The 12,168-nt window shown below is 60.5% G+C and carries 11 protein-coding genes; 5 read left to right on the top strand and 6 right to left on the bottom strand.

The features are described from left to right. Nucleotides 1-161: 161 nt before the first annotated feature. The 6 genes from IB248_RS11335 to IB248_RS11310 all read right to left on the bottom strand — a co-directional run bounded on the left by IB248_RS11335 (nucleotide 162) and on the right by IB248_RS11310 (nucleotide 6,348). Entirely contained in the window at nucleotides 162-1,268 is a 1,107-nt protein-coding gene (locus tag IB248_RS11335; RefSeq protein WP_018857150.1) for a Gfo/Idh/MocA family oxidoreductase, read from the bottom strand. A gap of 11 nt (nucleotides 1,269-1,279) precedes the next feature. Beyond that, nucleotides 1,280-2,065: a ThuA domain-containing protein gene (locus IB248_RS11330; RefSeq protein WP_169681503.1), complete on the bottom strand. Its 786-nt coding sequence runs from the start codon at nucleotides 2,063-2,065 to the stop codon at nucleotides 1,280-1,282. Nucleotides 2,066-2,140: 75 nt separating this feature from the next. Further along, nucleotides 2,141-3,169 (bottom strand): ABC transporter ATP-binding protein, encoded by a 1,029-nt coding sequence (locus IB248_RS11325; protein WP_113471559.1) that lies wholly within the window; start codon nucleotides 3,167-3,169, stop codon nucleotides 2,141-2,143. Nucleotides 3,170-3,181: 12 nt separating this feature from the next. Beyond that, complete coding sequence (locus IB248_RS11320) at nucleotides 3,182-4,012, bottom strand: carbohydrate ABC transporter permease (protein ID WP_018116605.1); 831 nt, start codon at nucleotides 4,010-4,012, stop codon at nucleotides 3,182-3,184. Next, on the bottom strand, nucleotides 4,012-4,998 hold the full coding sequence (locus IB248_RS11315; protein WP_018857147.1) for a sugar ABC transporter permease: 987 nt from the start codon (nucleotides 4,996-4,998) through the stop codon (nucleotides 4,012-4,014). Before IB248_RS11315 ends, IB248_RS11320 begins: the two co-directional genes overlap by 1 nt. 84 nt (nucleotides 4,999-5,082) lie before the next feature. Beyond that, nucleotides 5,083-6,348, bottom strand: a complete 1,266-nt coding sequence (locus tag IB248_RS11310; protein WP_169681501.1) for an ABC transporter substrate-binding protein — start codon at nucleotides 6,346-6,348, stop codon at nucleotides 5,083-5,085. Nucleotides 6,349-6,663: 315 nt separating this feature from the next. Between IB248_RS11310 and IB248_RS11305 the strand changes: the two genes are divergently transcribed. The 5 genes from IB248_RS11305 to ligD all read left to right on the top strand — a co-directional run bounded on the left by IB248_RS11305 (nucleotide 6,664) and on the right by ligD (nucleotide 12,167). Beyond that, nucleotides 6,664-7,689, top strand: coding sequence for a substrate-binding domain-containing protein (locus tag IB248_RS11305; RefSeq protein WP_018857145.1), 1,026 nt, complete (start codon nucleotides 6,664-6,666; stop codon nucleotides 7,687-7,689). 339 nt (nucleotides 7,690-8,028) lie between these two features. After that, nucleotides 8,029-8,385, top strand: coding sequence for a hypothetical protein (locus IB248_RS11300; protein ID WP_026371786.1), 357 nt, complete (start codon nucleotides 8,029-8,031; stop codon nucleotides 8,383-8,385). 148 nt (nucleotides 8,386-8,533) lie between these two features. Further along, on the top strand, nucleotides 8,534-8,803 hold the full coding sequence (locus tag IB248_RS11295) for a hypothetical protein (RefSeq protein WP_026371785.1): 270 nt from the start codon (nucleotides 8,534-8,536) through the stop codon (nucleotides 8,801-8,803). Between the two features lie 11 nt (nucleotides 8,804-8,814). Next, nucleotides 8,815-9,648, top strand: a complete 834-nt coding sequence (locus tag IB248_RS11290) for a Ku protein (RefSeq protein ID WP_169681499.1) — start codon at nucleotides 8,815-8,817, stop codon at nucleotides 9,646-9,648. A gap of 2 nt (nucleotides 9,649-9,650) precedes the next feature. After that, the gene (gene ligD, locus IB248_RS11285; protein ID WP_169681497.1) at nucleotides 9,651-12,167 is read left to right on the top strand and encodes a DNA ligase D; all 2,517 of its coding nucleotides are present in this window, start codon (nucleotides 9,651-9,653) and stop codon (nucleotides 12,165-12,167) included. The last annotated feature ends 1 nt before the right edge of the window (nucleotide 12,168 follow it).

The raw sequence follows: 12,168 nt of genomic DNA, 5'->3' as shown, positions 1-12,168 counted from the left end.
GGCCCATGAGCCAGGGTCCAGCGCGCGCAAGTCCTTGCGCGCGAAAGATCTTTTCGCACCGCGGACGCCGTGCGGCTGGATGCCGGCTCAAGGCCGGCATGACGGAGACAGTCGTATGAATGTCCGCATCAAGGTGCCTGGCTTTTTCGCAGGTGCCTTTGTCAGACCACGACGGTCAGCGGCGGTATCCGCTTGTCTGCCGGGCTATCCTGCTCGGAGGCCTCCAGCAGATTGAGCTCCCGCCGCTCCTTCTCCGACACGATCGCAAGGTCGAGGACCTTCTGCAGATTAGCGGCGTGGCGGAAGGTCGGGTCGTCCTGCTTTCCGGTTCTGACGGCTTCCGCAAAGCGCTGATAGTTGGTCAGAACAGCCGGGACCTCGATGTCGCGCCAGGTGGCGGTCTCGATATCCTCGCCGAAGCAGCCGCGCAGTTCGGAACCGTCAGGGCGATGGATGACCTCAAGGCTGCCCTTTTCGCCATAGACGCGAAGTTTCAGCTCATTGAGATGGCCGGTTGCCCAGCGGGTCGCATGGATGACGCCGAGTGCACCATTGGTGAAATCGACCGACATGGTGAAGCTGTCGTTGGCATCCAGCAGGTACTCGCCGATCTGGCCGCCCGGTGCCTTGTTAAAGGTCTTAAGGCGGGCAAAGACGTGGTCGATATCGGTCGCCGCGCCATAGGCGGCGAAGTCGAGGATGTGGATGCCGACGTCGCCGAGCACGCCGTTCGAGCCGTGACCGGTCGACAGGCGCCACAGCCAGCGCGATTCCGTGCGCCAGTCGCCCCAGGCGCGCGAGACCAGCCAGCTTTGCAGGTAGGAGGCCTCGACGTGCCTGATGGTGCCGAGTTCTCCCGCCAATACCATTTCGCGGGCCCGCTGCAGCGGAGCGACGTTGCGATAGGTGAGGTTGACCATGTTGATGACGCCGGCAGCCTCTGCCGCTTCCGTCATCTCCAAGGCGTGGTCGTAATGCTCGGCCAGCGGCTTTTCGCAGAAGACGTGCTTGCCGGCTGATATCAGCGCCAGGCTCGTCGCGTGGTGGATGCGATCAGGCGTGACGTTGGTGGCCGCGTCGAATTCACCCCATGCGATCGCTTCCTCGAGCGTCTGGAAGCGCTTCTCGATGTGGAAGTGATCGGCAAATTCGGTGAGGCGCGCCGGGTCGGTATCGACGGCGCCGACAACTTCCACGCCGTCGATGGCGAGGAAGTTGGCAACCTGGTTTCTGGCCATCGAGCCGGTGCCAAGAACGAGTAGTCGCATATGTGTGCTCCTCAGCGGTAACCGGCTTCGCCGGCCTGATGCAGTCGCGGGCCGCGTTCGACGATCGGCTCGAGAGCCTTTTCGACCGGAACATTCGGGGCATCGGTGATGTTCTTCAGATCGCCCTGTGGGTTATAAGCCCATTTCACGCCGTTGATGAGTACCTTCTGAACGTTGGCATCATGATAGGTCGGATAGGTTTCGTGGCCAGGGCGGAAGTAGAAAATGTTACCGGCGCCACGACGCCAGGTAAGTCCCGAACGGAAGACTTCGCCGCCCTGGAACCAGGAGATGAAGACGGTTTCCAGCGGCTCCGGCACGGAGAACTGCTCGCCGTACATTTCCTCGTTCTCGAGAACGAAGTTTTCGTCGATGCCGGCTGCGATCGGGTGGCGCGGGTTGATCGTCCACAGACGCTCGCGCTCGCCGGCTTCGCGCCACTTCAGCGCGCAGGGGGTGCCCATCAGACGCTTGAAGATCTTCGAGAAGTGGCCGGAGTGCAGGACGAGAAGGCCCATGCCTTCCCAGACGCGCTTGGCGACGCGCTCGACGACAACGTCGGAGACCGCGCCGTGATCCTTGTGGCCCCACCAGGTGAGGACATCGGTTTCGGCAAGGCGGGCTTCCGTCAGGCCGTGCTCGGGCTCCTGCAGCGTGGCGGTCGTCGCCTGGATCGCCGGATCGGTATTCAGCGCGTTGGCGATGGTGGTGTGCATGCCTTTGGGATAGATGCCCCGAACGATGGCATTGGTGGTCTCGTGGATGTTTTCACCCCAGACAATGGTGCGAATAGGCAAGGTCTTGCTCCTTCATGCAGATGGTGGATCGACCTCGATGGGAGGCGAGGCGGATCCTGTGGTTTTGGGTAGATGTCAGGCCGCGCCTTTAAGGAACACCCTCTCGAGCGCGCGTCCGGATTGGTCGAAGCGATGAACACGGTCAGCCATCGGGGAAACCCCGAGTTTCTGGCCGGGCTGGTGGCCGGAGACGCCCGTTTCCCGCACGACAAGCGGCTCTGATGTGCCGATGTCGAGATAAACGAAGCTGTCGGAGCCGAGAATTTCGGAATGAATGACGGTGCCGCGCCAGGCGGCGTCCTGCTGAACGATTTCCATATGCTCGGCGCGAACGCCGATGGTGTGGGCATTGTAGGGTGCCGAGAACTCACCGGTCAGGAAGTTCATCTTCGGCGAACCGATGAAGCCGGCGACGAAAACAGAATTCGGCGTCTCGTAGAGTTCGAGTGGCGTGCCGACTTGTTCGACGACGCCGTCCCGCAGAACGCAGATGCGGTCGGCGAGCGTCATCGCCTCGACCTGGTCGTGGGTGACGTAGATCATCGTCGTGCCGTGCATGCTGCGGTGAAGCTTGGCGATCTCCAAACGCGTCGCGACGCGGAGGGCTGCGTCGAGGTTCGACAGCGGCTCGTCGAACAGGAACACCTTGGGATCGCGGACGATGGCGCGACCGATCGCGACACGCTGGCGCTGGCCGCCCGACAGTTGGCGTGGCAGACGCTCCAGGTAGGGCGACAGCTGCAGCATGCCGGCTGCTTGTTCGACACGAGCCTTGCACTCTTCCTTCGTGCGTCCCGAGAGCTTCATTCCGAAGGCCATGTTTTCGAACACGGTCATGTGCGGATAGAGCGCATAGGATTGGAAGACCATGGCGATGCCGCGCTTCGACGGCGCGTAGCGGTTGACCGCCTCGCCATCGAAGGAAAGCGTGCCCGAGGTGATGTCCTCCAGCCCGGAGATCAACCGCAGCAGTGTGGACTTACCGCAGCCGGACGGGCCGACGAAGACCATGAACTCGCCCTTGCGGATATCGAGCGAGACGCCCCTGATGACTTCAAGCGCACCGAAGCTCTTGCGGATATTGTCGAGTCGAATCTGTGCCATATCGTGCTTTCTTCAACCTTTGACGCCGCCGGCGGTCAGGCCGGAAATGATGCGCCGCTGGAATATCAGGACCAGGACAACGACAGGGACCGTAACAATGACGGATGCTGCCATGATGTTGCCCCACGGGATTTCGAACTGGCTGCCGCCCGAAAGCAGGGCAATGGCAACCGGCACCGTTCGCTGAGCGTCCGATGAGGTGAATGTTAGGGCGAAGAGGAATTCGTTCCAGGCTGTAATGAAGGCAAGCAGACCGGTCGTGACTAGAGCCGGCCACATCAGCGGCATGAAAACCTGGGTGATGATGACCCACGGCGAGGCGCCGTCGACGATCGCCGCTTCCTCGATTTCGATCGGCAGATCGCGCATGAAGGTGGTCAGAACCCAGACCGTGAAGGGCAGGGTGAAGATCATATAGGAGAAGATCAGCGCGAAGGGCGTGTTGAAGATGCCGATCCAACGGATCAGCTCGAACAGGCCAGCGAGCACGGCGATCTGCGGGAACATCGAGACCGACAGGATCGTCAGCATCAGCAGCGCGCGGCCGCGGAAATTGACGCGGGCAAGCGCATAGGATGCTGTGACGGCCAGCAGCAGCGAGGCTGCGACAACGAGGATGGCGACGAGCAGCGAGTTTCCGAGGCTGCGGATGAAGCTGCCGGTGGTCAGCACCGACGTGTAGTTGGTGAGCGAGATCGAGGTCGGCCAGTAGTTGACCTCGAAAAGGGCAGTGCCGGCTTTGAAGCTCGTCAGGATCGCATAGTAGAACGGGAAAACCGCGATTATGACGATGACGGTGACGAGCAGATAGAAGAGCGTGTTCTTGGTCAGGGTCAGCAGCATCAGCGGTCGCTCCCACCGAGTTTGACGCGACCGAGCCACATGTAGAGCACGGTGATCGTCGCGATGATAAGGAAGAGCACGGTCGACGCCGTCGCCCCATAGGCGAACTTGTCGAAGTCGAAGAGGTTTTCGCGCGCCATGACGGACATGGTCTTGGTCTGAGCATTGTTCGGCGTCAGCACATAGATCAGGTCGAAGATGCGCAGAGCGTCGAGCATGCGAAAGATCACGGCGACCATGATGGCCGGGCGGACCAGCGGCAGGGTCAGGCGCCAGAATACCTTGATCGGATTGATGCCGTCGATCTTTGCCGCCTCGTAAATATCGGCAGGTACCATCTGCAGACCGGCGAGGATGAGAAGCGCCATGAAAGGCGTCGTCTTCCAGATGTCGACGATCAGCACCGCGATCATTGCCGTCTCGGGATTGGCGGTCCAGGCGATCTTCTGGCTGATCAGGCCCATGCCGAGCAGGATGTCGTTGAGGATGCCGAACTGGTCGTTGAGCATCCAGGCCCACATCTTGGCGGAAACGATTGTCGGGATTGCCCAGGGAATGAGGATGGCGGCCCGGACGATGCCACGGCCAGGGAAATTCGCGTTCAGTACCAGGGCGACGATGAGGCCGAGGATGGTTTCGATGGTCACCGACAGGAACGCGAATTTCATCGTGTTCCAGACCGCCTTCCACCAATTCGGGTCGGCGAGCAGGCCGCTATAGACCGTGCGCCCGCTCTTCAGCGTGATCCAGGAGAGGTAGTTCTTGAAGCCGACGAACTCGGCGCCGCTGAGGTTGGTGAGCGATGCGTTCGTGAAGCTGAAATAGATCGTCCTGAAAAGGGGCCATCCGGCGACGACGGCAAGAATGAACAGGGTGGGGGCCAGGAATATCCAGGCGGAACGGATGCGCTCGGCGCGCAAGTCCGACGAGGTATTGACGGCGCGCGCTCGCGATCCGACGCTTTGGGAAACTGCGGCTTCAGTCATGTGGTACCCGCTTCTTGAGGCGATTGACGGTGGCGTCTCAGGGAAGGGCAGCGGCGGGACGTCCGCCGCTGCCGATGCCTTCGATTACCAGTTCTCGCCCTTCAGCGATGTCAGGTCGGCCTCGAGAAGCTCGAGGTTTTCTGCGGACGTGCCGTTGCCCGAAAGCGAGTTGTGAACGGCGGTCCAGAACTTCGAGGAGACTTCGTTGTACTTGACCTTGGCGGATGCCGACGGACGCGGAACGGCGTTCTGGAAGATTGGTTTCCAGTTCGGCATGAACGGCTGTGCCGTGGCGATGTCCTTGTCGTCATAGAGCGCCGACAGCGTCGGCAGGTTGGAGAGCTCGATCGCCCGCTGTTTCTGGCTCTCCTTGGAGGTCAGGAACTTGGCGAGCGCGATCGCGGCGTCCTGGTTCTCAGAGTATTTGGAGACTGCGAGATTCCAGCCGCCGAGCGTCGATGACGGCGAGTCGCCTTGCTTGGCAACCGGAAGCGTCATTACATCGAACTTGCCCTTGACGGCACTGTCTGCGCCATTGCCGAGGGAATAGGCATATGGCCAGTTGCGCATGAAGACGGCATTGCCGGTCTGCCAGACGCCGCGGGACTCTTCTTCCTGATAGGCGAGGACGCCGCCGGGCGAGATCGTCCCGATCCATCCCTTGGCGCGGTCAAGCGCTGCCGCGGCATTCTCGTTGTTAATGGAGATCGTGCCGTCCGGTTCGATGATCTGGCCACCGCCCGACGACTTCACCCATTCGAGCGCGTTGCAGGTCAGGCCTTCGTAGGCATTGCCCTGGAAAACATAACCCCAGAGGTCTTTCTGGCCGGCGGCGCGTTCCTTTTCCTGGATTTCCTTGGCGGTTGCCGCCATTTCGTCCCAGGTCTTCGGCGGCTGCTTGCCGTATTTGTCGAGCAGGTCCTTGCGGTAGTAGAGCGCCGGCGCGTCGGTGTAGAGCGGTAGCGCCACGAGGCGACCGTTCACGGTCTGCGAAGCGATGATCGACGGGAAGAAGTCGCCGACGACATCCTTGGCGGCATCCTTCAGGTCGACGAACTGATCCGCCAGCTGCGGCGCCCAGATGACGTCGGTCTGATAGATGTCGACGTCCTTGTTGCCGGCGGCGAGCCACAGGCGGTATTGCGAGAACTGCTCGGTCGAGGAGGACGGCATGGTCACGATGCTGACCTTGTTGCCGGTCTCCTTCTCGAAGGCGTCGAGCTGCTTGCGGAGGAGCTCCAGGTTCTTGCCTGTGGAGCTGGCGGAAATGCTGATATTTGCGGCGAAGGACGGTTGTGCGACGCCAATCAACGCGGCCGCGACGGCGACCGCTGTGAAACGAAACTTCATATCTTCCTCCCAAAAGAACCAAACATTGGAAAAATTGAAAACGGTTTGGCTGGAAAAAGTTGTCAGAAGGTCGATATTGAGTCAAGCGGGCACTCGTGCCAAAGTCGCACAACCGCAATCACATATTGATAACAAAGCAAAATCATAGAGATGCTGCTCAATTTGGTTGTGGGTAAAGGTCGAAATACCTCTTCGGGGAATATCCAAAATTGAAAACGGTTTGGTTGCTTGTAAGCTGCTATGCTTAGGCCATAAGCAAGACCAGCACTTGGCGGCGATCAGCCAGATGGACCAGCACGAAAGACGCAATGTTGAATGAAGCTTAAAGAGTTCGCGAAACAGGTCGGATTGTCTCCAACGACAGTCAGTCGTGCGCTGAGTGGTTATCCTGAGGTGAGCGAGACCACGCGTGCACGCGTTGCGGAAGCCGCCGTCAGACTGGGCTACAGCCCGAACGTCAACGCGGTGCGGCTGAAGACGGGTCGGGCGGGCGCGATCGGCGTAGTGATGGGGCGTGCCGGCGAGTTCCACTTCGCCGAATTCATGGCCGGCATGGCGGAGCGGCTGGTGGCGGAAGAAACCGACATTCTCGTCATCCCGATGGCGGATCCGAACCAGGAAGACGAGATGCAGCTTTACCGCCGACTTGTGGAGAGCCGGCGCGTCGACGCGATCATCGTGCATTCGCCGAAACCGAATGACGAGCGCATCGCGCTGCTCCACGAGCTCGGCATGCCCTTCCTCGTGCATGGCCGGTCGGCCATTGACGTGCCGCACGCCTGGCTTGATATCGATAACGAAGCTGCGATCATGCGCGCGACCTCGCACCTGATCGATCTCGGCCATCGGCGAATTGCGATGATAAACGGTCGGCCGGGCGCGACCTATGCCCTTCACCGGGACAGCGGCTTCCGCAAGGCTCTTCAAAGCCATGGCATCGAGCCCGATCCGCAGCTGATGGCGAGCGGGAATTTCACCGACGAGCTTGGCTTCCGCTTCGCTCGATCTTTCCTCGAACAACCCAACCCGCCAACTGCCTTCGTCGCCGGATCCATGATGACGGCGCTCGGCGTCTATCGGGCGGCCCGCTCGCTCGGGCTGCAGATCGGCCGGGACGTTTCGGTCATCGCTCACGACGACGTCTTTCCGTATCTGACGGCGGACAACATGGTGCCGTCGCTTTCGGCAACGCGGTCTTCGATGCGCGCGGCAGGAACGCGATGCGCCGATCTTGTCCTGCAATTGCTGTCAGGACGGTCTCCGCTGGAGATCCACGAATTGTGGCCCGTCGAACTGATCCTGCGCGAGTCGACGGGGCCGGCCAGGCAGTCTACGTCCTGACGTCATAACTACGGATGCCGCTTCCCCCGGGACGGTTGCTGGTAGAATATCGCGCGTTTTTCCAAAACGATGGAAAGATGATTTCCGCCTCAGCGGAATTTCGGTGCCTAGTTGATTGAGCGGACGGCGCCAAAATCGCATATTGACGGCAGTTGCTCACGCATGTCGACCATCCTCCCGGTCGATGGGCAACTGTTCCCTCTGGAGGTTTTGACCTTCGAACTCCCAGCCACCGTGAATAGCGGTGGCTTTTTTTTGCCTATCGCGCCGTCGACGTGCCTCGGAACATTCGGTTGCGGCCGCTCGTTTCCTCCGGAAGAAGAGTTGAAGGAGAGCGTCATGCAGGTCGTCGGCACGCAGGTCATTCCCGAGAAGGGTGGCAAACTCGGTTTCACAATTGAATTCGTGGGCGATGGAGGGGAGATCGTTTCCGTCCAATTGCGCAATGACGAGAAGCAAACCCTCAACTCAAGGAACGCGGTTGAACGAGCCCAGGCTGTCATGGCGGAGATGGCTACGGCCGACACGGAAGAGGCCAGCGTCGGCCGATTGAAGGCACGGCCGAGCGCTCGTGCCGCCGGCGATCAGACCGCAATGGAAGAACAGCTGGACGAGGGATTGGAAGGCACATTTCCAGCCAGCGACCCAGTCTCGGCAACTGGTTCCAGCATTCCGACCAGATCGGCAAAACACTGAGGACAGCGCCTGAAGGGCGTCGGCGGTTCCGCTTTGGCCCGATCAGGTTGCAAACGAGGAAAAAATCTGGCGCTCGCGGCGGTGCGCCGGAACTTTTTCGCTTCCAATCCATTGAATCCCTTCGTTGCCGAAGCAGGCGGGTGATCAGGTGCCTCAGATCCGGAAAATTGATCGCAAGAGCAAGCAGGTGGATGCCCGGGATAGGCTGATCATCGCGCTTTATGCTCAGCTCAAGGCCGAGCGTCAGACTCGCGAGACGCTGGAATGGGTTATTCGGAATGGGGGACTCTCGGACGAAGTCCTGGAGGCGATCGCGTCCGATCCGGTTCCAGTCGTCACCAGCGACGACATCGCCTCCGTCGAGAAGATCATAGCCATTGACCAGCGACGCAAACGCAAACTGCAAAACGACAACTGAGGGGGAATGTCATGGCAGCGCGGGCAAGCTGGAAAGGCCATCTCAAGGTCGGAGACCTTGTCTGCAGCGTAGGATTATATACGGCGGTTTCGACCTCGGACCGCATCTCGTTCAATATCATCAACCGGAAGACCGGCCATCGGGTGGAACGGCAGTTCGTCGATAGCGAGACGGGCAAGGCGGTTGAGCGGGATGACCAGGTCAAGGGATACCAGCTGGACAATGGCGAATACATCGTCATCGAGGGCGAGGAGATGGCTGGCGTCATGCCGGAAAGCGACAAGGTCCTCAACGTCCAGAATTTCGTACCCTACAGCGAGATCAACAAGCTCTATTTCGACAAGCCCTACTACCTGGCGCCCGTCAGCGAGGATGATGAGGAGGCGCTCGGTCTGATCGCCCGCGCCATGCGCGATCAGAAGGTCGCCGCGATCGCGGAAGCAGTGCTCTTCCGCCGCAACCGTACCGTCCTGATCCGGCCGCAGGACGACTATATCATCGCAACGACGCTGAGCTTCGATTACGAGGTGCGCAAGCCGGAGACGGTCTTCAAGGACATTCCGGAGATGAAATTCGACAAGGAAATGCTCGAACTGGCCGGGCACATCATCGGCACAAAGAAAGGCACCTTCGTTCCACAGGAATACGAGGATCGATACGAGATGGCGCTCTCGGAGCTGGTCAAGGCGAAGATCGAGGGCAGGGAGCTACCGAAGGCCAAGCCGAAGCCGCAGGGCAAGGTCATCGATCTCATGGACGCTCTGCGCCAGAGCGCCAAGCTGAGCGCCAAGCCGCGAGCCCGAAAGGCAGCGCGGGCAGATAGCGGACAGACGAAGGCGAGCTGACGATGGCTCTGCAGGCCTATCAAGCCAAACGCAATTTCAAGGTAACACCGGAGCCGCGCGGGAGCAGGCGTGTCGGCAAGCCTCCAGCGCAGGCCGCGCTCCGTTTTGTCATTCAGAAGCACGACGCGTCGAGGCTCCACTATGACTTCCGGCTCGAGCTCGACGGCGTGCTGAAAAGCTGGGCCGTTACGCGCGGTCCAAGCCTCAACCCCGATGAAAAGCGCCTTGCCGTCCATGTCGAGGACCACCCGCTTGATTATGGCGACTTCGAAGGCATCATCCCGAAAGGCCAGTACGGAGGCGGCACGGTGCTGGTTTGGGATCGCGGCACATGGACGCCAAATGGCGATCCGCACAGGGGCTATAAGAAGGGCCATCTCGAATTCGACCTTGACGGCGAGAAACTGAGCGGCCGCTGGCATCTGGTCCGCATGCATGGCAAGCCGGGTGAACGCCAGGAAAACTGGTTGCTGATCAAGGCTGAGGATGCCGAGGCCAGCCACAAGGGCGACATTCTCAAGCAGCGACCTGAATCGGTGAAAACGGGCCGCAAGATCGAGGAGGTGGCGAAGCACCCTGACGCCACCTGGAACTCCCATCCCAAGGGAGCGTTAAAGTCCGCCTCTTCAAAGCCCGCAGCGAATCAAGCAAGACCGAAACGTCAGGTGTGGCCGAAGGGGGCCGAGAAGGCGGCGTTGCCTGCCTTCATCGAGCCTGAACTTGCCAAGCTCAAGGCCAAGCCTCCGTCGGGAGAAGGGTGGATTCACGAGATCAAGTTCGATGGGTACCGGTTGCAGGTTCGGCTTGAGAAGGGCAAAGCCACTCTGCTGACCCGCAGCGGGCTCGACTGGACCGACAAATTTGGCCCGGAAATCGTCGCGGCCTTCACGGCACTGCCGGCGAAGGCGGCGATCCTCGACGGTGAAATCGTCGTCGAGCGTGAAACCGGCGCCTCGGACTTTTCGGCCTTGCAGAATGACCTTAGCAAAGCCCGGCACGATCGGTTCGTGTTCTATGCCTTCGATCTGCTTTACCTCGATGGATACGACCTGCAGCAAGTGTCACTGACCAATCGCAAGGCCTTGCTCGCGGACCTGCTCGCCGACGTCGACGCGCGACTTCGCTATAGCGAGCATTTTACCGAGAAGGGTGCCGTTGTGCTGGAACACGCGCGCCAGCTCGGGCTCGAAGGCATTATCTCGAAACTGGCTGACAGCGAGTACGTGTCGGGACGTACCAGCGACTGGGTCAAATCGAAATGCCTGCAACGGCAGGAGCTGGTGATCGGCGGCTATGTGCCTTCGAGTGCGATGAACAACGCGATTGGCTCGCTGGCAATGGGCGTTTACCGCAAGGGAAAGCTGGAGCATGTTGGCCGGGTCGGAACGGGCTTCAGCGTCAATGTCGCGCACGAACTCTATGACACGCTGTCGGCGATGGAGCAGACGGAGAGTTCTTTCGACGACGAGCTCACCCCCGAGGAGCGTCGCGGGCTGGTCTATGTGAAACCGAAGCTTGTTGCCGAGGTTGAGTTTCAGGCATGGTCGGCGGACAACAATTTGCGGCACGCCGCGTTTCGCGGGTTGAGAGAAGACAAGGCGCCAGAAGAAGTTATGCCCGAAGCAACAACGACGACTGCGCAGGAACTGCCTCAATCCAGCGTCACGCTCACCCATCCCGATCGGATCTATTGGCCGGAGGAGGGGATCACCAAACAGGGACTGGTCAGCTATTACGCACGGGTATGGCGCTTCATCGAGCCCTATGTGACCAAGCGGCCATTGGCATTATTGCGTTGCCCCGACGGCATTGCCGGCCATCAGCGGTTTTTCCAGAAGCATGCCTGGAAAGGCATGAACGCCAATATCGAGCAGATCACCGATCCGAAGGACAGGGGCGGCGAGAAGTTGCTGCGCATCACCGACTTCGACGGGATGGTCGCGCTCGTCCAATCGGCCGTGCTGGAGATCCATCCCTGGGGGGCGACGACGGCGAGTTGGGAGCGACCGGACATGATCACGATGGACCTTGACCCGGCCGAAGACGTTAGTTGGGCCGAGGTGATCGCCGCTGCCTACGAATTGAAGGAGCATTTGGAAGCCGCGGGCCTGGCGGCCTTTGTCAAAACCTCCGGCGGCAAGGGGCTGCACGTCGTAAGCCCGCTCAAACCGAAGGCCGGCTGGGCGCCGGTCAAGGCTTTCGCCAAGGCGCTGGCCGACGGCATGTCCAGGGATCACCCCGACAAGTATCTCGCGACCGCCACGAAGGCGAAGCGGAACGGCAAGATCTTCATCGATTATCTGCGCAACGGTCGCGGCAACACGGCCGTCGCCGCCTATTCGACGCGTGCGCGGCCCGGCGCTGCTGTTTCGATGCCGCTTGAGTGGAACGAACTGACCGATGAAATCGGTCCGGCCTATTTCACGGTCGACAACGCTCCGGCACGTCTCGATGCCTTGCGCAGCGATCCATGGGCGGATTTCTTTGCCGCCGCCGTTCCCCTTGAGAAGCGAAAGTAGC

It is taken from the genome of Rhizobium sp. RHZ01 (assembly GCF_014851595.1).
Lineage (GTDB): Bacteria > Pseudomonadota > Alphaproteobacteria > Rhizobiales > Rhizobiaceae > Rhizobium > Rhizobium altiplani.
The sequence above is the reverse complement of the archived record's forward strand: the minus strand, read 5'-3'. Positions and strand labels throughout refer to the sequence as shown.